This is a genomic window from Streptomyces capparidis, from assembly GCF_054782095.1.
The window spans coordinates 1-25141 of sequence record NZ_BAAGTD010000043.1; the positions used below are offsets into that span (position 1 = coordinate 1).

The window sequence follows — 25141 nt, forward strand, 5'->3', positions numbered from 1 at the left end:
GCGGCGGCGGCAGCGGGGGGGGGGCCGCCGCCGCCCCCGCCCCGGCCGCCGCCGTCGCCCGACGGCAGCCGCGGGTCGGCGGACGGCTCCGGCCGGCGCTGCTCGGGCAGCGCGGCACCGCCCCCGGCGCCCTGGCCCGCGACGGCCGCGCCCGCCGCGGCCGGGCGGCCGTCCCAGGACGGGGCGCGCGGCGCCCGGCCGGCGTCCGGCACCTCGGCCGACCAGGTCGCCTCCGACTCGTCCTCCTCGTCGAGGAAGACCGGGCCCGACTCCTCCACCCCGCGCCGCCGCCGCGGCTCGGAGGCGGCGGGGGCCGCGGGCGCGGCGGGCGCGGCCGGGGCGAAGCCGGGCGGCGGGGCGAGCACCTCGCCCGGCCCGGGCTGGGGACGGCTCGTCCCGGACACCCAGGCGGTGCCGTCCCAGAACCGGACGTATCCCGGGATGGACGGATCCGCGTAGTAGCCCGGGCCCGGTGTTCCGCCGGAGGATTGGCCGCTCATACCGCTGCATCCCGTATCTGCTTGGCCGTCGAAAGTCGCAGGGACACATCTACCAGATGTCGCCGCACGGCCGCCCTCCACCGAGGCCCGGTGGACACGGGGCGGCGGTCAGAAGAGTTTGCCCGGGTTGAGCAGGTTCAGCGGGTCGAAGACGCGCTTGATGGCCCGTTGCAGCTCCAGCGTCTCCTCGCCCAGCTCCCTCGCCAGCCACTCCTTCTTCAGCACGCCCACGCCGTGCTCGCCGGTGATGGTGCCGCCGAGTTCGAGGCCGAGCGCCATGATGTCGTCGAAGGACTCGCGTGCCCTGCGGACCTGGTCGGCGTCGTCCGGGTCGAACACCACCACGGGGTGGGTGTTGCCGTCGCCCGCGTGCGCGCACACCCCGATGGTCAGGGCGGTCCGCTCCGCGATGCGGGCCACGCCGTCGAGCATCTCGGCGAGCCGGTCCCTGGGCACGCACACGTCGTCGATCATGGTGCTGCCCAGCCGCTCCAGCGCCACCAGCGACAGCCGCCTGGCCTGGAGCAGCGCCTCGGACTCGGTGGCGTCGTCGGCCGGGACGACCTGCGCGGCCCCGGCCGCCTCGCAGGCCCGCGCGATCAGCGCCAGGTCCCCGCGCGGGTCGTCGCTGTCGGACGCGGCGAGCAGCAGCGCCTCGGTGGTCCCGGGCAGGCCCATGCGGGTCATCTCGTTGACCGCCCGCACCGTGGTGCGGTCCATCAGCTCCAGCAGCGAGGGGACGATGCCGCTCGCCATGATCCGGCACACCGCGTCGCAGGCGGCGGCGGTGGAGGCGAACTCGGCGGCCAGCACCAGTTGCGGGCGGGGCCTGGGCCGCAGGGCGAGCACGGCCTTGACCACGACGCCGAGGCTGCCCTCGGAGCCGACGAACAGCCGGGTCAGGTCGTAGCCGGCCACGCCCTTGGCGGTGCGGCGCCCGGTGCGGATCAGGCGGCCGTCGGCCAGCACCACCTCCAGGCCCCGCACGTACTCGGCGGTCACGCCGTACTTCACGCAGCACAGGCCGCCGGAGCCGGTGCCGATGTTGCCGCCGATGGTGCACTGCTCCCAGCTCGAGGGGTCCGGCGGGTAGTACAGGCCCTTGTCGCCCAGGGCGCGGGCCAGCGCCGCGTTGACCACGCCGGGCTCGACCACCGCGATCATGTTGACCGGGTCGATCTCCAGGATGCGGTCCATCTTCACCAGGGAGAGCACCACGCAGCCGTCGTGGGCGTTGGCCGCGCCGGACAGGCCGGTGCGGGCGCCCTGCGGCACCACCGGCACGCGCAGCGCGGTCGCGGTGCGCATCACGTGCCGCACCTGCTCCACGGTGCGCGGCAGCACCACGACGGCGGGGTGGCCCGCCTCGCAGAAGCTCGCCATGTCGTTGCGGTACGAGGCCATCACATCGGGATCGGTGACGACCGCCTCCGCGGGCAGTCCTTCCAGCAGATGCGCCGTCAGGGTCGAGGTGTCGGGTACGCCGTTGTCGCCCATGCAGGCAGCGTCGCACCGACGGGCCCGCGAGTGAAGATCCCCTGCCCGCGAGGGATCACGTGTCGGCCGAGCCCGGTGGGCGGGCACGGCGCGGCGGCGCGGGGGCGCCGCGCACCCCCGCCACCCCGGCGGCGCCGCCCCGGCGCCCGCTCAGAGGTTGCCGCGGCGGGCCTGCTCGCGCTCGATGGCCTCGAACAGCGCCTTGAAGTTGCCCTTGCCGAAGCCCTGCGAGCCGTGGCGCTCGATCATCTCGAAGAACACCGTCGGCCGGTCCTGCACCGGCTTGGTGAAGATCTGGAGCAGGTACCCGTCCTCGTCCCGGTCGGCGAGGATCTTCAGCTCGCGCAGCTCGTCCACCGGCACCCGGGTCTCGCCCACCCACTCGCCGAGGGTGTCGTAGTAGGAGTCGGGCGTGTCCAGGAACTCCACCCCCGCCTCCCGCATGGCGCGGACGGTCGCCACGATGTCGTCGGTGGCCAGCGCGATGTGCTGCACCCCCGGGCCGCCGTAGAACTCCAGGTACTCGTCGATCTGCGACTTCTTCTTGGCGACCGCCGGCTCGTTCAGCGGGAACTTCACCTTGCGGGAGCCGTCGGCCACCACCTTGGACATCAGCGCCGAGTACTCGGTGGCGATGTCGTCGCCCACGAACTCCTTCATGTTCGTGAAGCCCATCACCCGGTGGTAGAACTCCACCCACTCGTCCATCCTGCCGAGCTCCACATTGCCCACGCAGTGGTCGACGGCGGCGAACAGCCGGCGCGGCGCCACCAGCGGGGAGCGCGCGACATAGCCCGGCAGGTAGGGGCCGCGGTAGCCGGAGCGGTCCACCAGGGTGTGCCGGGTCCGGCCGTAGGTGGCGATGGACGCCAGGACCACGGTGCCGTGCTCGTCCTTGAGCTCGTACGGCTCGGCGAGGCCGGTGGCGCCGTGCTCGACGGCGTACGCGTACGCCCGGTGCACGTCGGGCACGGCGATCGCCAGGTCCACCACGCCGTCGCCGTGCGCGGCCACATGGTCGGCCAGGAAGCGGCCGTGATCGGTCGCGGGCTTGATCACGGAGGTGAACACGAACCGGGCCTCGCCGGAGACCAGCACATAGGAGGCGATCTCCCGGCTGCCGGTCTCCGGACCGGTGTAGGCGACCAGCTCCATCCCGAACGCGGACGCGTAGTAGTGGGCGGCCTGCTTGGCGTTGCCCACCGCGAACACGACCGCGTCCATGCCCTGGACCGGGAAGGGGTCGGCGTGGCCTGCGTGGGACGGGGTGGTGGTGACGGTGTCGGTCATCGTGGGCTCCCCTGGGGCGGCTGTGGTCGTCGAGAACCAGAACCTGTCGTAACGAAAGCGTCACGCGGGCGCGGCGGGGTGTGCAACCGGACGCGGATCGGCTGCGCAGTATGCACAATCGGACCGGCACAGGAGCGGTCTCGCCGGACATGATGTCCAGTCGGAGTGGGAGGGAGCCGGAACGTGGGGATCGACGGCCTCGACGCCAGGCTGATCACGCTGCTCGCCCGGGAGCCGCGGATCGGGGTGCTGGAGTGCTCCCGGCGGCTGGGGGTGGCGCGCGGCACCGTCCAGGCCCGGCTCGACCGGCTGCGCGAGCGCGGGGTGATCCGCGGGTTCGGGCCGCAGGTGGACCCGGCGGCGCTCGGCTACCCGGTGACCGCGTTCGCCACCCTGGAGATCAGGCAGGGGCAGGGGCCCGACGTGCGGCGGCACCTGGCCGCCGTGCCCGAGGTGCTGGAGGTGCACACCACCACGGGCCACGGCGACATGCTGTGCCGGATCGTCGCCCGCTCCAACGCGGACCTGCAACGGGTGATCGACCGGGTGGTCGGCTTCTCCGGCATCGTGCGCGCCTCCACCGCGATCGCCATGGAGAACCCGGTGGAGCACCGGGTGCTGCCGCTGGTGCAGCAGGCGGCGGGCGACGGCGAGGCCGCCGGGAGCGGGGGGCCGCCGGGGCCGGTCAGGGGTTGATCTTCACCACGACGCTGCGCACCGGCTTGTCGTGCAGGCACTGCCGGTTGGGGCGGTCCCAGCAGCACCACAGGGCGTCCAGCATCCCGGCCAGGCACAGCGAACCGGCCAGGCTCATCAGCACGTGGATGCCGTACCTGCCGTAGGAGCGGGCGAGGCCGAGCCGCCCGCCGTCCTCCAGGCGGGCCACCCGCAGGTTGCACAGCCGCTTGCCCGGGGTCCAGCCCAGCAGCCCCGTGGTCACCGGCTCGTAGGTGAGGAACACCAGGACGGCCCAGCAGGCGGCGGTCCACCCGGCGAGCGTGGCGGCGGAGCCGTCGTTCCGGCTCGCCCAGATGGCGGCGGGGACCACCCCGATGGCCATGACCAGCATCATGAGGAAGGTGTCCACGACGCGGGCGAGCAGGCGCATGCCCTGATCGGCCAGCAGCGCGGGGTCTATCGCCCCGGGCTGCGGCGGGTAGGGGTGGCCGGGGTACGCCGGGTACCCGGGCGGGAACGGGTGGGGCTGGGCGGCGTACGGGGGCCGGCCGTAGGGCGGTTGGCCGTACGAGGGGTGGCCGTACGAGGGGTGGCCGTACGAGGGGTGGCCGTGGGGCGGTTGGTACGGCGGTTGGCCGAACGAAGGCTGCCCGTACGGGGGTTGGGCGTACGGGGCCCGTGGGTCCGGGCTCTGCGGGGAGGGCGCCCCGGGGTACGGTGGCTGGGCGTGCGGCGGCTGGGGGCCGAAGGACGGGACGGCTCCGTAGGGGGAGTCCGGTGCGTGAGAGGGCTGTCCTGGCGCGGCGTCCCGCGGCTCCCGCGGGCCGAAGGGCTGCTCGGGGCTTGCTCCGCTCATGCGTCCGATCCAATCCGGCCCGCCCGCCCGCGGCAAGACCGCGCGTGGGAGACCTCCGCCCGGCACCGCTCGGCCGCCGGGCGCCGCGACCGCCGGGGGAAGCCGTCCCGCGGCGCGTTGAGCGAAGTCGTTGCCGGGTCCGTCATACAGGGAGATGGTGGCACAGGGCGGGGCGGGGCCGGCACGGCGACGACGCGCCGCGGCCCGTCCCCCGGGAGGGCCGCCGAAGAACGCCACGGGAGGTGGGAGCTCTGTCGCAAGGGGGGCGTGCGCCGCTCGTCGTGCTGCTCGGCGCCAACGTCGTCTCGGTCACCGGGAACTCCCTGACCATCGTCGCCATGCCGTGGTTCGTGCTGGAGACGACGGGCAGCGCGGGCCGGGCCGGGGTGGTCGCGTTCTGCTCGACGCTGCCGGTGGTGGTCGCCGCGCTGCTCGGCGGGCCCGTCGTGGACCGGCTCGGGCTGCGGCGCAGCAGCGTGGTCTCGGACACCGTGTGCGCGGCGGCGGTGGCCGCGGTGCCGGTGCTGCACCTGTCGGTGGGGCTCGCGTTCTGGCAGTTGCTGGCGCTGGTGGCGGTGACCGGCCTGTTCCACGCGCCGGGCGAGACGGCGCGCGCCGTGCTGCTGCCCGACCTCGCGGAGCGGGCGGGCATCGCGATCGAGCGGGCCACCAGCGCCTACGACGGCGCCACCCGCGGGGCGCGGATGCTGGGCGCGCCGCTGGCCGGCGGCCTGATCGCCGTGCTGGGGGCGGAGCGGGTGCTGCTGCTGGACGGGGCGACGTTCCTGGCGTCGGCGGTGCTGATCGGCGCCGGGGTGCGGGTCGGCGCGGGCGGCGCGGTGCGGCGGGAGCCGGCCGAGCCGACCGCGGACCAGGGCACGCTCGCCCGGTACGCGGCCGACCTGCGGGAGGGCTTCTCCTTCGTGCGGCACTCCTCGCTGCTGCTGGCGGCGGTGCTGATGGTGATGGTCACCAACGGGCTCGACCAGGCGTGGAGCGCGGTGCTGCTGCCGCTGCACGCCAGGGACAACCTCGGCGGCTCGGTGGAGCTCGGCCTGGTCAGCGGGACGTTCGGCGGGTGCGCGCTGGCCGGCACGGTGCTGTTCGCCGCGTTCGGGCGGCGGTTCTCCCGGCGGTGGCTGCTGTTCTGGGCCCTGCTGGTGTGCGGCTCGCCGCGGTTCTTCGTCGCCGCGCTCTGGCCCGACCTGCCGCCGCTGCTGGTGACGATGGCGGTGGGCGGGCTCGCCGCGGGGACGCTCAACCCGATCTTCAGCGCGGTGCTGTTCGAGCGGATCCCGCCGCGGCTGCGCAGCCGGGTGGTGGGCGCGGTCACCTCCGGCTCGCTGGCGGCGATGCCGCTGGGCGCGCTGGTCGCCGGGGCGCTGGTGGACATGGCGGGGCTGCGCACGACGCTGCTGGTGCTCGGCGGGGTGTACCTGGCGGCGACCCTGAGCCCGCTGGCCGCCCCCGCCGCCTGGCGCCAGCTCGACCGCTCGGCGACCCCGTCACCGGCCACGGCGTCCCGCGAGGAACTCGTGCCCGAGCCCTAGGGCCTGTCGTCGGATCCCCGCCTGCCCCGCTCCGGCACCGCCTAGCAGGAGGGCACCTTGCCGCCGTCCTTCAGGGCCTTCAGCGCGTCCACCGCGCCCTTGAGGTCGCCGACCGGGATCAGCCGCAGCCCCTCGGGGGTGCGGGCGGCGACCTCGGTGCACTGGTCCTCGGGGACGAGGAACACCGTGGCCCCGTCCCTGCGGGCGCCGAGCTGCTTGAGCGGGGCTCCGCCGACCGGGCCGACCTCGCCGTCCTCGGTGATGGTGCCGGTGCCCGCGATCACCCGGCCGCCGGTGAGGTCGCCGCCGCGGCCGTCGCCGTGCAGCTTGTCGATGATGCCGAGGCTGAACATCAGGCCCGCGCTGGGGCCGCCCACGTCGGCGAGGTTCAGGTCCACCTTCACCTGGCTCGGGGACAGGCCCAGGTGGTCCAGGGCGGCGGTGGTGGCGTCGTGCTGCGCGGTGCGCATCTGGCGCTCGTTGTACTCCTCGATCTCCTCCGTGGAGTCGCCCTCCGGGTAGACGGCCGAGCGCGGCATCGCGGCCCTGTCCTCGTCCAGCCAGGCCGACAGCACGTCGTCGAGGTGGACGGTGGCGTCGGGCTGGGTGGCGGCGATGGTGGTGAGGAGCAGCTTGCCGCTGGTCGTCCTGGTCTCGGTGCCCTCGATGGTGATCACCGGCGTGCCCTTGTCCCGGCCGAGGGTGTCCGCCGTCTGGCCGGGCACGACGATCGAGAACGGCAGCGGCGCGAACACGGCTACGGCGAGCAGCGCGGCGACCAGGGCTGAGCAGACCCCGAGGGTCCGGGCACGAGAGGACACGGTAGGCATTAAAACGGTCCCGGGACCCGCCCACCAAGCGAGGGTGCGCGTCCCGGGACCCGCCGGACGGCCCCGCGGCCTCACCGCAGGGCGTCGGCGACCTCCAGCGCCGCCTCCACCACCCGCGGCCCGACCCGCTCCGGGATGGTCTCGGCGAGCATCACCACGCCGACGCTGCCCTCCACTCCCCCGACGCCGAGCAACGGGGCCGCGGCGCCGCTGGCCCCCGTCTCCAACTCGCCGTGGGTGAGCACGAACCCCGGCCCCGCGGCGAACGGCCCGGAGCCGTTGACCCCCGGGTAGCCGTCGCCCGAGTACTGGGCCCGCCCGGCCAGGATGGCCCGCCCGGCGGCGCCCCGGTCCAGGGGGTGGCGCAGGCCGGTGCGGTACGCCACGTGGTAGTCCGTCCAGCTCGGCTCGACCACGGCGACCGCCAGCGCCTCGTTGCCGTCCACCAGGGTGAGGTGGGCGGTGGCGCCGATGTCCTCCGCGAGGCTGCGCAGCGCGGGCATGGCGGCCTCTCTCAGCAGGGGGTGGACGCGGTGGGCGAGCCGCAGCACCCCGAGCCCGACCCGGGCCCGGCCGCCCATGTCGCGGCGGACCAGGGAGTGCTGCTCGAGGGTGGCGAGCAGCCGGTAGACGACGGTGCGGTTCACCCCGAGTCTGCTCGCGAGCTCGGTGACGGTCAGGCCGTGGTCGGTGTCGGCCAGCAGCTTCAGGACACGCAGTCCGCGGTCCAGGGTCTGGGAGGTCTCCGCGGTCACGACGGCCCCCTCGTGGTGTTGGGCGGCGCCGCCCCGGCGGCGGCGCGCCCGGATGGGGAAGGGGGCGGTTGCGGACGCGGGAACGGCTGCCGGTGACATCAATGGGCTCCGTGGCCGCGCTGCCACCGGAGTTCACCGCACCGTAATGACCTGCACCGGTGAGCGGAAGACCTCGTCCAGAATCCGGATGGAGGAGGGACGAGATCGTTACGGTTGCTCCCCGTTCGCCCTGGGCCCGGGGCGGGGGCGTTCCTCCGGAGGCCAGAGGGCTTCGCCCCCTGGACCCCCACTGGGGGCTTCGCCCCCAGGCCCCCAACCGCAGGAGGCACGGGGGCGGAGCCCTTCGGCCTCCGGAGGACACTCCCCCCGAACACCGCCCCTGGGGGCGCGGGGGCAAAGCCCCCGTCGGGGGTCCAGGGGGCGGAGGCCCCCGGCCTCCGCCAGGACACGCTCCCACCCCACCCGCCGCACCCACCCGCACCCCCGCGGCGGGGCCGTCAGTGCATCCGCGTCGCCCACTCCTGGATCTTGCTGATCCGGTCCTGGAGCTGCCCCGCCGTGGCCTCCGCCGACGGCGGCCCCCCGCACACCCGGCGCAGCTCGTTGTGGATCACGCCGTGCGGCTTGCCGGTGCGGTGGTGCCAGGCGGCCACCAGGGTGTTGAGCTGCTTGCGCAGCTCCATCATCTGCCGGTGGGTGACCACGGGACGGCGCTCGGCGGGCAGCTCCAGCAGGTCCGCCTCGCTGTCCGGCTTCCTGCGGCTGTGCGCGATCTGCCGGGCCTGCCGCCGCTGGAGCAGCAACTGCACCTGGTCGGGTTCGAGCAGCCCGGGGATGCCCAGGTAGTCCTGCTCCTCCTCGCTGCCGGGGTGCGCCTGCATGCCGAACTCGGCACCCTCGTACAGCACCCGGTCGAACACCGCGTCGGACTCCAGCGCCTCGAACGGCAGCATGTCCTGCTCGCCGGCCTCGTCCTTGGCCTCGTTCGCCTCCTTGAGGAGCTTCTCCTCCTCCGCGTACGGGTCCTCCTCGCCGTCGCCCTTCTTCGGGCGGTCCAGCACGTGGTCCCGCTCCGCCTCCATCTCGCCCGCGAACGACAGCAGCGTGGGCACCGAGGGCAGGAACACCGACGCGGTCTCGCCGCGGCGGCGGGAGCGCACGAAGCGGCCGACGGCCTGCGCGAAGAACAGCGGCGTGGAGATGGAGGTGGCGTACACGCCGACGGCCAGCCTGGGCACGTCCACACCCTCGGAGACCATGCGGACCGCGACCATCCAGCGGTCGTCGGAGGCGGAGAACGCCTCGATCTTCTTCGACGCCCCCGCGTCGTCGGACAGCACCACGGTCGGCCCGGTGCCGCTGATCTCGCGGAGCATCTTCGCGTACGCGCGGGCCGCCTCGTGGTCGGTGGCGATGACCAGGCCGCCGGCGTCCGGGATGGCCTTCCTGACCTCGGTCAGGCGGGTGTCGGCGGCGCGCAGCACATTGGGCATCCAGTCGCCGTGCGGGTCCAGCGCGGTGCGCCACGCCTGGGCGATGGCGTCCTTGGTCATCGGCTCGCCGAGCTTGGCGGAGACCTCGTCGCCCGCCTTGGTGCGCCAGCGCATGTTGCCGCTGTACGACAGGAAGATCACCGGACGGACGACGTGGTCGGCCAGGGCGTGGCCGTAGCCGTAGGTGTAGTCGGCGACGCTGCGCCGCACCCCGTCCGCGCCCTCGGCGTAGGTGACGAACGGGATGGGGTTGGTGTCGGAGCGGAACGGGGTGCCGGTCAGCGCCAGCCGCCTGGTGGCGGGCTCGAACGCCTCGAAGCACGCCTCGCCCCACGCCTTGGAGTCGCCCGCGTGGTGGATCTCGTCCAGGATCACCAGCGTCTTGCGCTGCTCGCAGCGGTTGCGGTGCAGCATCGGGCGCACGCCCACCCCGGCGTAGGTGACCGCGACCCCGTGGTAGTCGCGCCCGACCGGGCCTGCGGAGTAGTCCGGGTCCAGGCGGATCCCTATCCGGGCGGCGGCCTCCGCCCACTGCTTCTTCAGGTGCTCGGTGGGCGCCACCACGGTGAGCTGCTGGACGGCGTGCTCGTGCAGCAGCTTCGAGGCGAGGGTGAGCGCGAAGGTGGTCTTGCCCGCACCCGGGGTGGCCACGGCGAGGAAGTCGCGCGGCTCGCGGCGGGTGTACTCGTCCAGCGCTCCCTGCTGCCAGGCGCGGAGCTTGTTCGCGGTGCCCCAGGGGGCCCGGCCGGGGAAGGCCGGGGACAGATGATGCGAGTGAGAGGCGTTGGTACTCACGGTCTCCGGGTCGCGCAAGGGGACAACAACGGCCGGAGCAGCCTACCGGGGCGAGCCCCCGCACCCCCGGGAAGGCGACCCGGTTCGCCCCGAGGTGCGACGAGGGTCACGTCACGGGGCGTCGTGGAGGGCGCGCAGGCCGTCGGCGATGAGCGCGACGTCGCGCAGACGGCCGGTGGCCACGTCCACGACGAGGCGCTCGGCCGCGTCGATGTCGGGTCGGAGCTGGACGTCGTTGACGGCGAGGAACACCATGGCGGACAGCCAGGCGGTGCGCTTGTTGCCGTCGAAGAGCGGGTGGTTGACCGCGAGCGACCGGAGGAGGGCGGCCGCCTTCTCGAACAGCCCGGGGTACGCCTCCCGGCCGAACACCGTGGCGGTGGGCCCGTGGGCGGCGGACTCCAGCAGGCCCGCGTCGCGAACCACGACCTGCATGTCGTCACAGGCGTGGCGGGCGACGGGCAGGATGTCCTCGGCGGTCAGGAGAAGCCGGGTCACTTGAGCCGCTCCAGCAGCTCGCGCCACTTGTCGGCCTGCGCCGCCGCCGTCCGCTCGATCACCGCGTCCCGGGCCGGGCGCGCCAAGTACTCGTCCACCAGCGCGACGAGCACGGCGTCCACGCTCCTGCCCTCCCGCTCGGCCCGCTCCCTGAGCGGCCGCTCCTGGTCGTCGCGAAGACGCACGTTCACGTGGTAGGTCACGTTCGGCACGCTATCGCCCTCACGGAGCCGCCGTGGTGCTTTTTTCCCGCGGCGGCCGCACCCGCCGCGCCACCCACACCCCCGCCAGCGCCACCGCCGTCATGGACAGCAGGACGCCGGCGAAGGCCGTCGGGTGGCTGGAGGTGGCGGCCTCGTGGCCGTGGACGGCCACCGAGCCGCCGCCGAGGGCGGCGAAGACCACGCCGCCCGCGCCGACCAGGACGATGTTGCCCAGGGCGTCGGAGACCTGGAGGGACGCCGAGTTCTCGCCGGCGTCCTCGGGCCGGGACAGCCGCAGCAGCAGCACGCTCACGCTGGAGATCGTCAGGCCCATGCCGAGCCCGCCCACCGCCCAGGCCACCGCGACGATCCACGGCGGCACCGGGTCCAGCAGGGCCAGCGCCGCCCCGCCGACCGCGGAGGTCATCAGCAGCATCCCGACGAGGATCAGGCTCTCCCGGTGCGGCTCCAGGCGCGGCCTGCTCTGGAGGTAGGAGCCCAGCGCCCAGGTGAGGCCGCCCCCGGCCAGGGACAGGCCGGCCAGCGTCACCGACAGGTCGCGCTCGCTGACCAGCATCAGCGGCAGGAAGCTCTCCGCCCCGAGGAACGACCCCGCGGCCACCCCGCGCAGCAGCACCACCGACGGCAGGCCGCGCGCCGCGCGGAAGGTGCCCCGGGGCAGCAGCCGCAGCACCGACGGCACCAGCAGCGCGAGCCCGAGCGCGGCGGGGAGCAGCGCGACGGGGCGCAGGTCCTGCCCGGCGTACTGGAGCAGCCCCGCGCCCGCGGCCACGCCGAGCGCCAGCCACACGCGCCGCTCGTTGACGGGCCGGTCCGCGGCGGCGCTGCCGTCCGCGCGGCGCAGCGCGGGCAGCATGACCAGCAGCGGCGCCGCCACCAGCGCGGGGATGGCGAGGAACACCCAGCGCCAGCCGAGGTGTTCGGTGACGGTGCCGGACACGGCGGGCCCGACGATGGCGGGCACCACCCAGGCGGAGGAGAACGAGGCCATCACGGCGGGCCGCAGCCGCTCGGGGTAGACCCGGCCGACGATGACGTACAGGGCGACGATGACCAGGCCGCTGCCCAGACCCTGGATGCTGCGCCCGCCGACGAACGTCCACATGTTCCCGGCCGCGCCGGAGACCAGCAGCCCGGCCACGAACGCGCCGATCCCGGCGAACAGCGGCGCCAGCGGGCCGCGCCGGTCGCACCACTGCCCGGACACCACCATCGCGAACAGGCTGGTGGTGTAGAAGCCGGAGAAGGCGTAGGCGTACAGCGACAGGCCGTCGAGGTCGTCGGCCGCCGAGGGCATCGCGGTGTTGACCGCGGTGGCCTCGAAGGCGATGAGGCTGACCACGGAGACGATGCCGAGGGTCAGCGCCCGGTAGGTGCGGCCGAGGACGCCCTCCTCCGCGGCCTCCGCGGAGGGGGGCACGGGGGTGCCGGGCAGGGGTATGTCGTCGTGGTCTTCGTCGAGGCGGCTCACCGGAAAAGGGTAAGGCGCGGTTTTGGTGCTTACATCCGGCGGTGGTCCTGGGTCCGAGGGCTTACGCCCCGCCCGGGGGTCGCCGGGGTGGAGACGGCGGTTTCCCGAGGCCGGGGGTGTTCGGCTCCGCCCGGTGGGGGCCCGGGGGCCGGCGCCCCCGGGCCCCGGGGGATCACGGCATCACTGCTGGGCCACGATCGCGTTCTGCGGGCGGATCGGGAGGCGGTTGATGGGGCGGCCGGTGGCGGCGCGGACGGCGGAGGCCACCGCGGCCGGGGAGACGACCACCGGGACCGCGCTCGCCGCCTTGGCGCCGAAGGACGCCACCACGTCCCGCTCCTCGATGAGCTTGACGATCCGCACCTCCGGCGCGTCCAGCGCGGTGGGCACGGGGTAGCCCGCGAAGCCGGGGCGCTGGACCACGCCGCGGCTGGTGCGCAGGTCCTCGGTGAGCGCCATGCCGACGCCCTGGGTGACCCCGGCCTCGATCCTGGCGGCGAGCTGCGCCGGGTTGAGGACCCGGCCCACGTCCTGGGCGACGGCGACCTCCACCACCCGGACGGTGCCGAGCTCCACGTCCACGTCCACCACGGCCCGCATCGCCGCGAACGCCAGCCCGACGAACGCGTCGCCCTGCCCGTACTCGTCCAGCGGCTCGGTGGGGTGGGGGCGGCACTGGGCGGTGGCCCACAGCTCCTTGCCCTCCAGCGCCTCGGCGACGGTGGTGGAGAGCACCCCGTCATAGGAGGTGATCTTCCCTTCGGCGATGGCGAGCAGCTCCACGGACATGCCGAACTTCGCCGCGAGCGGCTGGAGCAACTGGGTGCGCACCATCTTCGCCGCCCGCTCCACCGCCCCGCCCGACACCCAGGTGTGGCGGCCGCGCGCGGAGGGGCCGGCAGGGGGCTGGTCGGTGTCCACGGGCGCGACCTGCACCTCGTCGATGCCCAGCACCTCCTGCACGATCTGCCGGGCCAGCGTGGCGAAGCCCTGCCCGGTCTCCACGGCGGAGCAGATGACGGTGGCCACGCCGTCGCTGACCCGCACCGTGGCGGTGGACACCTCGTCGGCGCCCTCGATGCCGAGCATGTGCACCATGCCGAGCGCGTACCCGACGCCGCGCCGCACCGCGGACGGCTCGCCCGCGCCGTCGGGGCCGCCGGGCAGCAGCCACTCCGCCTCCGGGTCGTCCAGCGGCAGCGGCGGCAGCGGGGCCTCGCGCACCGCCTTGAGCAGGTCGCCGACCGGCGCGGGGCAGGTGACGGTCTGGCCGGTCGGCATCAGGTCGCCGGTGGCCATCACGTTGCGCATCCGCAGCTCGACCGGGTCCATGCCGAGCTTGGCGGCGAGCTTGTCCATCTGGCCCTCGTAGGCGGCGCACACCTGGAGGGCGCCCTCGCCGCGCACGTGCCCGGACGGCGGGTTGTTGGTGCGCACCGCCCAGCCCTCGACGAACGCGTGCGGCACCACGTAGGGGCCGGCGGCGAACGCCACGGCGGCGGCCAGCGCGTCGGACGAGGTGTCCGCGTAGGCGCCCGCGTCCAGCAGGATCTGCGCCTCCACCTTGACCAGCCGGCCCTCGGTGTCGGCGTGGTGCCGGTAGCGCAGCAGGGTGGGGTGGCGGTGGGCGTGGCCGAGGAAGGACTCCTCGCGGGTGGCGACGAGCTTGACCGGGTGGCCGGTGCGCATCGCCAGCAGGCCGAGCGGGATCTGGGTGCCGGGGTCCTCGCGGTCGCCCATGGCGCCGGGCACGCCGGTGACCACCACCCGCACCCGGTCCCGTTCCAGGCCGAAGCAGGCGGCGGCCAGGTCGCGGTCGGCGTGCGGGTCGGTGCTGGCGACGTACAGCTCCACCCCGCCGTCGGGCCGCGGCACGGCCAGGCCCGCCTCGGCGCCGATGGGCGCCGGGTCCTGGCGGCCCACCCGGTACAGGCCCTCCACGATCACGTCGCCGACGATGTCGGGGTCGCCGAAGCACAGCGGGATGTGCCGGATCAGGTTGCCGTCGGGGTGCAGCGGCGGCGCGTTGAACGCCTGCTCGGGGTCGGTGACGGGTTCCAGGACCTCGTACTCGACCACGATCGCGGCGGCGGCGAGCCGCGCGGTGTCGGGGTGGTCGGCGGCGACCGCGGCGATGGGCTCGCCGTGGTGGCGCACCAGCTCGGAGGCGAACACCGGCCGGTCGTGGACGCGCCGCCCCTGGAGGGCCTCGCCCGGCACGTCGGCGGCCGTGATCACGCAGTGCACGCCGGGCAGGGCGAGCGCGGGCGCGGTGTCGATCCGCAGGATCCGGGCGTGCGGGTGCGGCGAGCGCAGCAGCGCGGCCCACAGCAGGCCCTCGGCCCACAGGTCGGCGGCGTAGGGGAAGACGCCCTGCGCCTTGGCGAGCGCGTCGGCGGACGGCACCGAGGTGCCCAGGCCCCGCGGCGGGGCGTCCGCGACGTGGGGGCGCGAGGGCGCCGCGGGGGTCGCGGTGGCCGCGTCCGGTCCGGTCATCAGGCACCACCTCCCGGGTATCCGCCGTCGCCGAGTCCGCCGTACTCACCGGGCCCCGCGCCGGGGCCGGGATCGGCCGGGGGCGGGCCGGCCTGGTGCGGGATGTGCACGGTGTGCCCGCCGCCCCCGGCGGCGTGTGCCTCGGCTGCTGCCTGCGCCTCGGCGGCGGCGTGTGCCTCCGCGGCGGCGTGTGCCTGCGCGGCCTGCGCCTGCGCGGCGGCCTCCCGGGCGGCGGCCACCTCCCGCACGGCGGCGAGCACGCCGCGGTAGCCGGTGCAGCGGCACAGGTTGCCGCTCAGGGCCTGCCGGGCCTGCAACTCCGTGGGGTGGTGGTTGCCGGCGAGCAGGTCGTGGACGGCCATGGCCAGGCCGGGCACGCAGTAGCCGCACTGGACGGCGCCGCACTCGGCGAGGGCGCGCTGCACGTCCGACGGGACGCCCGCGTCGGGCAGGCCCTCGACGGTGCGCACGTCGCAGCCCGCCGCGGTCGCCGCGGGCACCAGGCAGGACGCCACGAGCCTGCCGTCCACCTGCACCGAGCACGCGCCGCACTCGCCCTGCTCGCAGCCGTCCTTGGCGCCGGCCAGGCCCAGCCGTTCGCGCAGCACGTACAGCAGGCTCTCACCGAGCCAGGCGTCCGCGACGGGGCGGTCGGCGCCGTTGACCCGCAGCACGTAGGAGACCAGGGGGTGTTCCAGGTGCGGGGGCTCGGCGGCGGGCGCGGGGGGCGGCTCCGCGGCGGGCGCCGGGTCGGGGGCCCGCGGGGCGGGCGGCTGCTCGGCGGGGGGCTGCTCGGCGGGGGCGGGCTCGCCCTGGTCGGGGGCCGGGGCCGGCGGGGCGGCGGGGCCGTCCTCGGGCGGGGCCGCGGCGGGGCCCGGCTCGCCGGGGTGCGGGGGCTCCTGCGCGGAGTGGTCCCGGGCCGAGGGGTCCCGGCGGGCGGGGGCGGCCAGCGGGTCCTGGCCGCCGGTGTGCGGCAGCTCGCCGAGGCCGGGCAGGCCGGACAGGTCGGGGAGCTGCACGTGGGCGGTGCCCTCCGCGTCGAACTCGGCGCCCTGCGGCAGCGGCTGCCACACGCCGGGGCCCGCGGCGAATCCGGAACCGCCCTCCATGTGCCCGCTCCTCCTGTCGGCGCCCGTGGCGCCCGTGTGGCCGGGGCCCGCCACCGCGGGGCCCGCCGCGTCCGTACCCGTCCCGCCTGCCTGCGCCGCCTCGGGGCCGGTCCTGCCGGGGTCCGCCATGTCCGGATCCGTCCCGTCCGGGCCCGGCCCGTGGGGGCCTGTGCTGTGGGGGCCTGTCACGACAGCACCCTCCCCAGCGCCCTGCGGGCCAGCACGGACACGGTGCGCCGCAACTGCACCACCGCGGGCGGCACCACCGGCTCCTGCCCGGGCTGCCCCGGCTGCTGGTCGGGCCCGGGGACGCAGGCCATGGCCACGTAGTCCCCGAACAAGGCGGCCGCCTCCGGGTCGATGGTGCGCTTGCCGTCCCAGTCGACCAGGCCCGCGACCCACTGCTCCACGTCCAGCGGGCGCAGCGGCATCGGGGCGACCGCGCCCACCGCGCAGCGCACCGCGCGCCGGGCCGGGTCGAGCACCAGTGCCACGGAGGCGACGGCGCGCGCGGGCCCGGACCTGCCGGTGGCCTTCAGATACGTCTGCGGGGCGTGCAGCAGCGGGACGCGGACGAACGCGACCAGCTCGCCCGCGCGCAGCGGGTCCATGCCGGTGAGCAGGTGGCTGACCGGGACCTCGCGGGTGCCCGCGGGCCCGGCGAGCACGACGGTGGCCTCCAGGGCGGCGAGCACCGGCAGGCTGTCGCCGGTGGGCGCGGCGCTGACGATGTTGCCACCGAGGGTGCCGGCGTTGCGGATCTGGGGCGGGCCGGCGGTGCGGGCGGCCACGGCGAGTGCGGGGATCAGGGCGGCGAAGTCGGGGCGGCCCATGCGGGCGTGGGTGAGGCCGGCGCCGAGCAGGGCGTGCCCGTCCTGGTACTGCCAGCCGCGCAGCTCGTTGATCCGGCCGAGGCCGACCAGCGCGGCGGGCCGCAGCAGCCCCGCGTTGACGGCGGCCATCAGGTCGGTGCCGCCCGCGACGGGAACCGCCTCAGGTCTGCTGGACAGCGCTGACACCGCCTCGTCGAGAGAGGCGGGCGCCACGACCGCCTGCTCCGTCCGCTGTCCCAACGTGCTCACCCCGGTGCCCCTTCCCGCCTTCCGCCGTACGGTTCCCACTCGCGCCGTACGGTACGTGCTGACAGCCCGGACGGGGCAACTCTGGCACATGTTCGGGGTTGATCATCACGGGGGCCCGCGAAGGGATGATCCGCCCGGTTGGTGCCGAACACCCGGTCCGGGGCGCTTTGCCGGGTTCGCTCCCGCGCTCGCCGCGGCGCGGCCGGGGCGCCCCGCCGCGCGCCGGGCGTGCGGCGGGGCTCACACGATCGGGGGCGGGCCGGGCCGCGGATGCCCCGCGACGCCCGGCCTGCGCTGCCACGGGCGGGGGCCGGTGGGCGGCCGGTACTCCACGCCGAGGGCGTCGAGGCGGGCGTAGTGGGCCGCCATGCGCCGCTCGAAGGAGGCGACGTCGCGCTCCGGCGGCGCGGGCAGCGGCGACCACGCGACCTCGCTGAAGGCGCACAGACGGGGGAACGCCATGTAGTCCACGTGGCGGGCGGAGTCCATCATCTCCGTCCACACGTTCGCCTGCGTCCCGATGACCCGGGCCGCCTCCCCGGGGGTGAGCCCGGGCGGCACCGGCTCGAAGCGGTAGACGTCCGCCAGGGTGCGCAGCCAGCCGATGGGCACGGGCTCGTCCTCGCCGTCCGCCTGCCGGTGGTCGAGGTAGACGTGCTGCTCGGGGCACATCACCACCTCGTGCCCCGCCCGGGCCGCGGCGATGCCGCCCGCCTGCCCGCGCCAGGAGAAGACGGTGGCGCCGGGGGTGAGCGGGTACGCCTGCGCGCCCTCCAGGATCTCGTCCCATCCGGCCAGGCGCCGTCCGCGCTCCGCGAGCCACAGGTCGAAGTGGCGCATGAACCAGCGCTGGAGCGCGTCCTCGCCGTCCAGGCCCAGCTCGGCCAGTCGCGCCCGGGCCGCCGGCGAGCGCCGCCACTGGTCCTTGGGGCACTCGTCGCCGCCGAGGTGCACGAAGCGGGACGGGAAGATCTCCAGCACCTCCTCCAGCACCCTCTCGTAGAACGTCAGCACCCCGTCGGTGGGCGCCAGCACGTTCTCGCTGACGCCCCACCGGGTCCACACCCCCAGCGCGGAGGTGTCCACCACGTCGGTGTTGCCGAGCTCGGGGTAGGCGGCGACGGCGGCCTGGGAGTGGCCGGGCACGTCGATCTCGGGGACGACGGTGACGTGCCGCTCCGCGGCGTACGCGACGATCTCCCGCAGGTCGTCCTGGGAGTAGTGGCCGCCGTGCGGGCGGTCGTCGTACCGGCCGCCGGAGCGGTGGCCGACCATGGAGCGCTCACGCCAACCGCCGACCTCGGTGAGCCTGGGGTAACGGCGGATCTCCACCCGCCAGCCCTGGTCGTCGGTCAGGTGCAGGTGCAGCACGTTCAGCTTGTGCGCGGCCAGCAGGTCCACGTACCGCAGCACGCCCGCCTTGGGCATGAAGTGCCGGGCCACGTCCAGCAACATGCCGCGCCAGGCGAACCGGGGCGCGTCCTCGATCCGCACCGCCGGGACGGTCCAGCGCCGTCCGGGCCGCACCGGGGCGGCGCGGAACGCCTCAGGGCCGAGCAGTTGGCGCAGCGTCACGCAGCCGTGGAACACCCCGGCCGCGTCGCCGCCGCTGATCTCGGCGCGCTCCCCGGTGACGGTGAGCCGGTACGCCTCGGCGGCCAGTCGGGGGTCCAGGCGCAGCACCAGGGCGGCGGCCCCGGGGTCGCCGGGCGGCAGCGGCCACCCCGTGGCGGCGCCGAGCACGGAGCGCAGCCACCGGGCGGCGCCCTCCGCGCCCGGCTCCGCGGCCAGGCGGGCGCCGGGGCCGAGCTCCAGTCGCCCCGCGCCCGGCCGCACGGTGCGCGGCGCCGGTATCAGACCGTATGTGCCGGTGATGTCGTCCACGATTCAGTCCTTCACCGCTCCGGCGAGCCCGGAAACGAGCCGCCGCTGGACACATACGAAAAAGATCAGCACCGGAACGGTCATCACGGTGGAGGCCGCCATGATGCCGCCCCAGTCGTTCTCGTCCGGCTTGAAGAACACCAGCAGCGCCATCGGCAGGGTGGAGTTCTCGGTCGCGCTGACGATGAAGGACTTGGCGAACAGGAAGTCGTTCCAGGTGCTGATGAACGAGAACACGCTGGTGGCCACCAGGCCGGGGAACACCAGCGGGAACAGGATCGTCCACAGGAAGCGGGCGCGGCTCGCCCCGTCGATCATCGCCGCCTCCTCCAGCGCCTCCGGCACGGCCCGCACGAAGCCCCGCAGCATCCAGATCGCGAACGGCAGGGAGAACGCCAGGTGCGGCAGGATCAGCGAGCCCAGCGTGTTGAGGCCGACGCCCGGCACGGTCTCGCCCACGTCCCGCATGAGGAAGAACATCGGGATGGTCAGCGCCTCCACCGGCACCATCTGCGCGATCAGGAACATCACCAGCAGCGTGGTGCGCAGCCGGAACCGGAACCTGGTGACGGCCGTCGCGGCCAGGAAGGCGATCAGCGAGGAGGCGACGACCACCACCGCGGCCACGAACAGGCTGTTGAGGAAGTACCGGCCGAAGTCCTGCTGCTGGAACACCCGGCGGAAGGCGTCCAGGGACGGCTCCAGCGTCCACGGCCTCGGCTCGGTGGACTGCACCTCGCCCGGCGGCTTCACCGCCGACAGGACCATCCAGTACAGCGGGAACGCCACGAGCAGGGCCACGGCCAGCGCCGTCGCCTCCGCGGCGAGCCGCCACGGTCGGCGGACCATCTGCCTCACAGCTCCTCCCCCTGCCGCCGCAGGATCCGCAGCCACAGCAGCGTCACCGCCAGCAGGATCAGCAGCATCACGACGCCGATCGCCGACCCCAGGCCGTAGTCGGACGACGCGAACGCCTTCTGGTAGGCGTAGACATTGAGCACCAGGTTCTGCCCGGCCACGCCGCCGCCGTTGGTCATCACATAGATCTGTGTGAACACCTTGAAGTCCCAGATCACCGACTGCACCGTGACGATGAGCAGGATCGGCCGCAGCATCGGCACCATGACGCTGCGCCAGGCGCGCCACGGCGACGCCCCGTCCAGCGCGGCGGCCTCCAGCACCTCGGCGGGGATGGCCCGGATGCCCGCGTACACGGTCACCATCACGAACGGGAACGAGCACCAGACGACCTCGAACAGCACCAGGGCGAACGCGCTGTAGCGGCCGTACGTCCAGGAGTGGTCCTCGAACCCGCTGAGACCGATCCCGGCGAGGACCTTGTTCACCGGGCCGAAGTCCGGGTCGAACAGGAACACCCACACCGTGGAGCCGGTCACCGCCGGGGTGGCCCAGGCGCCGAGCGCGGCCAGCATCAGCGCGATCCTGGGCACCGCGCGCACCTTCGTCAGCAGCACCGCGAGCGCGCAGCCCACCGCGAGGGTGCACACCACGCAGACGGCGGCGAACAGCACGGTCGCGGTCAGCACCTCGCGGAACTGCTCGTCCGCGAACAGCCGCGAGTAGTTGTCGAACCCGACGAACACGGCGGGCTCACCGCCGCTGACCTGCGCCTGGGTGTACTCCAGGAAGGAGATCAGGCCGAGCTGGTAGACCGGGTACACCAGCAGCCCGGCCAGCACGACCAGGGCGGGGGCCAGATACAGCCACGGCGTCCAGCCGCCGTGCCGGGCCGCCGCGCGGGCGCCGCGGGGGCGGGGCGCGGGCCGCTTCGGGCCCGGCCGCGGGGCCGCCGCCGCGGGTGCCTCGGACAGGTGGGTCATGGCGCCGTCACCCCCGCCGCGTCGCCCGGCCGCGTCACTTCGCCGCGTCGGCGAAGGCGGAGTCCATCTTCCGCGCCGCGTCCGCGGTCGCCGCGTCCACGGACTTCCGGCCGGTGATCACCTGCTGGAACATCGTCGGCAGCACCAGGGAGGCGTCGATGCTCCCCCACGCCGGGGAGGCGGGCACGAACCTGGTGCCGGACTCCAGGGTCCGCACGAACGGCGCGGTGAACGGGTCCTTCTCCGCGACGCGGCGCCGCACCCCGGAATCGGTCGGCAGGTTGCCCATCGCCTCGAACATCTTCTCCTGGTACGCGGCGCCGCCCAGCAGTCGCACGAAGTCCACCGCCAGGCTCCGGTGGTCGCTGCTCCGCAGCACCCCCAGGTTGTTGCCGCCCGCGAACGCCGGGGCGATCGAGCCCTTCTCCACGCCCGGCAGCGGCACCACCGCGTACTTGCCCTTCACCGCGCCGTCCTCCATGGCCCGGCGGCTGAAGTCGCCGCCGATCGCCATGCCCGCCTTGCCCGAGGCGAACGCCTGCACGGTGTCGTTGCCGCCCATCTCGGCGCACTTGGCGGCCGGGCAGTTGTCGTCGCCGAACAGGCCGGTCCAGGCGGCGACGCCCTCGCGGGCTGCGGGCTCGGCGAGCGCGGACCGCCAGCCCTTGCCGCCCTCCGGTTCGGCGAGCTCGCCGCCGTGCGCCCAGAGGAACGGCAGGGCGCCGTAGGTGTACGCCCCGCCGACCGCGAGGCCGTACAGGTCGGGCTTCGCGGCGCGGATCCGCCGCGCGGTGTCCGCCACCTCCTCCAGGCTGGCCGGGGGCCGGAGGTTCAGCTCCCGGAAGACGTCCGTGCGGTAGTACAGGGCCCGCACGCCGACGAACCACGGCACGCCGTAGACCTTCCCGTCCACCGTCACCGACTCCTTGGCGCCGTCGGCGATGCCCGCGGACCCCTTCCAGGCCCGGAACTCCTCGGTGATGTCGGCGAGCCCGCCGTCGGCGACGTAGCCGGCGGTGTCGGTGTTGCCGTACTCGACGACGTCCGGGGCGCTCCCCGGGTCGTTGAAGGCCGCCTTGATGCGCTCGGCGCGGGTCTCGATGGGGATGTAGGTGACCTCGACCTCGGCGTCGCCGTGCCGCTCGGCGAACGCGTCGACGGCCTCCTTGACGACCTGCTCCTTGGGGCCGTTGTTGACCTCCTGGAACAGCCAGACCCTGACCGTGCCGGAGGTGCGGTCCTCGTCGGGCTCGGTGCCGGACGAGGAGGGGGCGCAGGCGGCGAGGGCCAGGGCGAGGGCGGCGGCGAGAAGGGCGGAGATCTTCGGACGAGGATTCACGGGCTCCCCCAGGAGGATGCGCGTTGCACGGCTTGCAACGTGCGTTTCATTCCTTACAACCGGTGGAGCGTAGGGCTCCGGGAGAGCCGCCACAAGAGGTCTCGACCAATTGCGGCGGAGCACGGGGGAGGGGTGGGTTCGCCCGCGGGGCCGCGCCGGGCGGGGAGGGGGCGGCGCGGGAGCCGGGGAGGGGGCGCGGCCGGGGCGCCTGGCCCGGGGCGGGGTGCGTGGCCGGAACGGAGAGGGCCGGCGGCGGCCGGGGGCGCGGGGGCGGTGGTCCGCCCCCGGAAAGGCGGACGCGCCCGGCCGCGGCCCCCGTGGAGGGGCCGCCGCCGGGCGCGTCGGAGGTTCAGGGCCGGTTCAGGACCGGCTCGGGGCGTCAGCTCTTCTTGTCGCCCTTGCCGCCCTTGCCGCTCTTGTCGCCGCCGCCCGCGGGCATCGACTCGTAGATCTCCTTGCACATCGGGCAGACCGGGTACTTCTTCGGGTCCCTGCCCGGCACCCAGACCTTGCCGCAGAGCGCGACCACAGGCGAACCCGAGAGCGCGCTCTCCATGATCTTGTCCTTCTGGACATAGTGGGCGAAGCGCTCGTGATCGCCGTCACCGCGTGACACCTGCGGCGTCGGCTCGACGAGGGTCCCGGTGCCTGCCCCGCGCTCGTGCTCGGGTTCAAGAGTGCTCATGCGACACAGGGTAAAGCCCAGCCGCGACAGCGTAAAACAGCCCCGGTCCGCCCCGGTCCTCAGTTCAGCGAAGGGTCGTCCGGGTACGTCGCGACCATCGCGAGCTCGCTGCGCTGCCGCCGCAGCACCGACCGCCACAGCCGCTCGGGATCCGGCGAGAACACGTCCCCCGGCTCGGACTCGACCACGTACCAGGCGCCGTCCACCAGCTCCTCCTCCAGTTGCCCGGGCGCCCAGCCCGCGTAGCCGGCGAAGATGCGCAGGGCTCCCAGCTCGGCGGCGAGCAGCTCCGGCGGCGCCTCCAGGTCCACCAGGCCGATCGCGCCGTGCACCCGGCGCCACCCCAGGGGGTCGGACTGGCGGCCCTCCCCCGGCACCACGCCGAGCGCGAGCGCCGAGTCCAGCGAGACGGGTCCGCCCTGGAAGACGACCTGCGGACGGCCCGCGAGCTCGGCCCACGGCTGGAGCACGTCCTCGACGTCCACGGGCGTGGGCCGGTTCAGGACCACGCCGAGGGACCCCTCGTCGTCGTGGTCGAGCAGCAGCACTACGGTCCGGTCGAAGTTCGGGTCCGCGAGGGCCGGTGTCGCCACGAGCAGCCGACCGGTGAGCGAGGACACCTCCGTCATACCCACATGATCCCGCATCCGGCGGTGTGGTGGGGGCGCGAACAGGGGGTGTTGTTCGGCCGTCTCGGGGTACGCCCGGCTCCCTCCGGGCCCGGGGCGAGAAGGCCATTACCATTTCTCCGGTGCCGTCCGGTGCGGACCGACGCACCCGCCGGGGCGCTCCGCCGCCCCGGGCGGTGGAAGCAACGCCCGTCCCCTGCCCTTCTCCAGGAACGCGAGACCCATGATCGACGACGTCCTGATTGTCCATGGCGGTACCCCGCTCGAGGGCGAGATCCGTGTCCGCGGCGCGAAGAACCTCGTGCCGAAGGCCATGGTGGCCGCTCTGCTCGGCAGCGAGCCGAGCCGGCTCCGCAAAGTGCCTGACATCCGGGACGTCCGTGTGGTGCGCGGCCTGCTCCAGTTGCACGGCGTCACGGTGCGCGCCGGCGAGGAGCCCGGTGAGCTGGTGCTCGACCCGTCCAAGGTGGAGAGCGCGAACGTCGCCGACATCGACGCGCACGCCGGGTCCTCGCGGATCCCGATCCTGTTCTGCGGCCCGCTGCTGCACCGCCTCGGGCACGCGTTCATCCCGGGCCTGGGCGGCTGCGACATCGGCGGCCGGCCCATCGACTTCCACTTCGACGTGCTGCGCAAGTTCGGCGCGGTCATCGAGAAACGCCCCGAGGGCCAGTACCTGGAGGCGCCGCAGCGGCTGCGCGGCACCAAGATCCAGCTCCCCTACCCGTCGGTGGGCGCCACCGAGCAGGTGCTGCTGACGGCGGTGCTCGCCGAAGGCGTCACCGAGCTGCGCAACGCGGCGGTGGAGCCGGAGATCGTGGACCTGATCTGCGTGCTCCAGAAGATGGGCGCGATGATCGCCATGGACACCGACCGGGTGATCCGCATCACGGGCGTGGACAAGCTGGGCGGCTACACCCACCGCGCCCTGCCGGACCGCCTGGAGACCGCGTCCTGGGCGTGCGCGGCGCTGGCCACGGACGGCAACGTGTACGTGCGCGGTGCCAGGCAGCTCGAGATGATGACGTTCCTGAACGTCTTCCGCAAGGTCGGCGGCGCCTTCGAGGTGGACGACCACGGCATCAGGTTCTGGCACCCGGGCGGCCCGCTGAACGCCATCGCGCTGGAGACGGACGTGCACCCCGGCTTCCAGACGGACTGGCAGCAGCCGCTGGTGGTGGCGCTGACCCAGGCCAGCGGCCTGTCGATCGTGCACGAGACGGTGTACGAGTCGCGGCTCGGCTTCACCAGCGCGCTGAACCAGATGGGCGCGCACATCCAGTTGTACCGGGAGTGCCTGGGCGGCACCCCCTGCCGCTTCGGGCAGCGCAACTTCCTGCACTCCGCGGTCATCTCGGGGCCGACCAAGCTCCAGGGCGCCGACCTGGTCATCCCCGACCTGCGCGGCGGGTTCTCGTACCTGATCGCGGCCCTCGCCGCGCAGGGCACCTCGCGGGTGCACGGCATCGACCTGATCAACCGCGGCTACGAGAACTTCTCGGACAAGCTCACCGCGCTCGGCGCCCAGGTGGAGCTGCCGAACAAGGCGGCCGCCAAGGCGAAGGCGGGCTCGCCGGGCTAGAACGCCGAGCCGGACCCGGAAAAATTACCGCGGCCACCCCGGAGGGTGGCCGCGGTA

Annotated in this window: 22 protein-coding genes; 3 read left to right on the forward strand and 19 right to left on the reverse strand. The window is 74.6% G+C overall.

The window, feature by feature from the left end:
• The 3 genes from ACYVO2_RS27930 to hppD all read right to left on the reverse strand — a co-directional run.
• Positions 1–500 (reverse strand): DUF2510 domain-containing protein (locus ACYVO2_RS27930; RefSeq protein ID WP_461010794.1); only part of this gene is annotated, 500 nt, incomplete at its 3' end.
• Between the two features lie 108 nt (positions 501–608).
• A complete protein-coding gene (locus ACYVO2_RS27935) occupies positions 609–1997 on the reverse strand; it encodes an FAD-binding oxidoreductase (RefSeq protein WP_461010795.1) in 1389 nt (462 codons plus the stop codon).
• A gap of 150 nt (positions 1998–2147) precedes the next feature.
• Positions 2148–3287 carry a 4-hydroxyphenylpyruvate dioxygenase gene (gene hppD, locus ACYVO2_RS27940; RefSeq protein ID WP_461010796.1) on the reverse strand — a complete coding sequence of 380 codons (1140 nt, stop codon included), beginning with the start codon at positions 3285–3287 and terminating at the stop codon, positions 2148–2150.
• Between the two features lie 183 nt (positions 3288–3470).
• On the opposite strand from hppD, the gene ACYVO2_RS27945 reads away from it, so the two are divergent.
• Positions 3471–3983 carry an Lrp/AsnC family transcriptional regulator gene (locus ACYVO2_RS27945; protein WP_461010797.1) on the forward strand — a complete coding sequence of 171 codons (513 nt, stop codon included), beginning with the start codon at positions 3471–3473 and terminating at the stop codon, positions 3981–3983.
• Here ACYVO2_RS27945 and ACYVO2_RS27950 read toward each other — a convergent pair.
• Positions 3973–4821, reverse strand: a complete 849-nt coding sequence (locus ACYVO2_RS27950) for an RDD family protein (RefSeq protein WP_461010798.1) — start codon at positions 4819–4821, stop codon at positions 3973–3975. The two genes, ACYVO2_RS27945 and ACYVO2_RS27950, sit on opposite strands and share 11 nt — an antisense overlap.
• 242 nt (positions 4822–5063) lie before the next feature.
• Here ACYVO2_RS27950 and ACYVO2_RS27955 point away from each other — a divergent pair, with 242 nt between their 5' ends.
• Positions 5064–6371, forward strand: a complete 1308-nt coding sequence (locus tag ACYVO2_RS27955; RefSeq protein ID WP_461010799.1) for an MFS transporter — start codon at positions 5064–5066, stop codon at positions 6369–6371.
• A gap of 41 nt (positions 6372–6412) precedes the next feature.
• Here the strand turns inward: ACYVO2_RS27955 and ACYVO2_RS27960 are convergent, their stop codons facing one another.
• The 15 genes from ACYVO2_RS27960 to ACYVO2_RS28030 all read right to left on the reverse strand — a co-directional run bounded on the left by ACYVO2_RS27960 (position 6413) and on the right by ACYVO2_RS28030 (position 23502).
• On the reverse strand, positions 6413–7201 hold the full coding sequence (locus ACYVO2_RS27960; RefSeq protein WP_461010800.1) for a S16 family serine protease: 789 nt from the start codon (positions 7199–7201) through the stop codon (positions 6413–6415).
• Positions 7202–7272: 71 nt separating this feature from the next.
• Positions 7273–7956, reverse strand: a complete 684-nt coding sequence (locus tag ACYVO2_RS27965; protein WP_461010801.1) for an IclR family transcriptional regulator — start codon at positions 7954–7956, stop codon at positions 7273–7275.
• A gap of 497 nt (positions 7957–8453) precedes the next feature.
• Positions 8454–10244, reverse strand: a complete 1791-nt coding sequence (locus tag ACYVO2_RS27970; protein WP_461010802.1) for a DEAD/DEAH box helicase — start codon at positions 10242–10244, stop codon at positions 8454–8456.
• 111 nt (positions 10245–10355) lie between these two features.
• The gene (locus tag ACYVO2_RS27975) at positions 10356–10742 is read right to left on the reverse strand and encodes a type II toxin-antitoxin system death-on-curing family toxin (protein ID WP_461010803.1); all 387 of its coding nucleotides are present in this window, start codon (positions 10740–10742) and stop codon (positions 10356–10358) included.
• The gene (locus tag ACYVO2_RS27980) at positions 10739–10945 is read right to left on the reverse strand and encodes a CopG family transcriptional regulator (RefSeq protein WP_461010804.1); all 207 of its coding nucleotides are present in this window, start codon (positions 10943–10945) and stop codon (positions 10739–10741) included. The genes ACYVO2_RS27975 and ACYVO2_RS27980 overlap by 4 nt, the downstream gene beginning before the upstream one ends.
• Before the next feature lie 19 nt (positions 10946–10964).
• Complete coding sequence (locus ACYVO2_RS27985) at positions 10965–12437, reverse strand: MFS transporter (RefSeq protein ID WP_461010805.1); 1473 nt, start codon at positions 12435–12437, stop codon at positions 10965–10967.
• Between the two features lie 180 nt (positions 12438–12617).
• A complete protein-coding gene (locus tag ACYVO2_RS27990; RefSeq protein WP_461010806.1) occupies positions 12618–14933 on the reverse strand; it encodes a xanthine dehydrogenase family protein molybdopterin-binding subunit in 2316 nt (771 codons plus the stop codon).
• Entirely contained in the window at positions 14933–16171 is a 1239-nt protein-coding gene (locus ACYVO2_RS27995; protein ID WP_461010807.1) for a (2Fe-2S)-binding protein, read from the reverse strand. Before ACYVO2_RS27995 ends, ACYVO2_RS27990 begins: the two co-directional genes overlap by 1 nt.
• A gap of 56 nt (positions 16172–16227) precedes the next feature.
• The gene (locus ACYVO2_RS28000) at positions 16228–17214 is read right to left on the reverse strand and encodes an FAD binding domain-containing protein (protein WP_461010808.1); all 987 of its coding nucleotides are present in this window, start codon (positions 17212–17214) and stop codon (positions 16228–16230) included.
• 150 nt (positions 17215–17364) lie between these two features.
• Positions 17365–19011, reverse strand: a complete 1647-nt coding sequence (locus ACYVO2_RS28005) for a beta-N-acetylhexosaminidase (RefSeq protein WP_461010847.1) — start codon at positions 19009–19011, stop codon at positions 17365–17367.
• On the reverse strand, positions 19012–19857 hold the full coding sequence (locus tag ACYVO2_RS28010) for a carbohydrate ABC transporter permease (RefSeq protein WP_461010809.1): 846 nt from the start codon (positions 19855–19857) through the stop codon (positions 19012–19014).
• A 5-nt stretch (positions 19858–19862) separates the two neighbouring features.
• The gene (locus ACYVO2_RS28015; RefSeq protein WP_461010810.1) at positions 19863–20849 is read right to left on the reverse strand and encodes a carbohydrate ABC transporter permease; all 987 of its coding nucleotides are present in this window, start codon (positions 20847–20849) and stop codon (positions 19863–19865) included.
• Positions 20850–20883: 34 nt separating this feature from the next.
• Entirely contained in the window at positions 20884–22188 is a 1305-nt protein-coding gene (locus ACYVO2_RS28020; protein ID WP_461010811.1) for an extracellular solute-binding protein, read from the reverse strand.
• 379 nt (positions 22189–22567) lie between these two features.
• Positions 22568–22873, reverse strand: a complete 306-nt coding sequence (locus tag ACYVO2_RS28025) for a DUF3039 domain-containing protein (RefSeq protein ID WP_461010812.1) — start codon at positions 22871–22873, stop codon at positions 22568–22570.
• Between the two features lie 59 nt (positions 22874–22932).
• Positions 22933–23502: a YqgE/AlgH family protein gene (locus ACYVO2_RS28030; protein ID WP_461010813.1), complete on the reverse strand. Its 570-nt coding sequence runs from the start codon at positions 23500–23502 to the stop codon at positions 22933–22935.
• Between the two features lie 223 nt (positions 23503–23725).
• Between ACYVO2_RS28030 and murA the strand changes: the two genes are divergently transcribed.
• Positions 23726–25084 carry a UDP-N-acetylglucosamine 1-carboxyvinyltransferase gene (gene murA / locus ACYVO2_RS28035; RefSeq protein WP_461010814.1) on the forward strand — a complete coding sequence of 453 codons (1359 nt, stop codon included), beginning with the start codon at positions 23726–23728 and terminating at the stop codon, positions 25082–25084.
• Positions 25085–25141 lie beyond the last annotated feature (57 nt).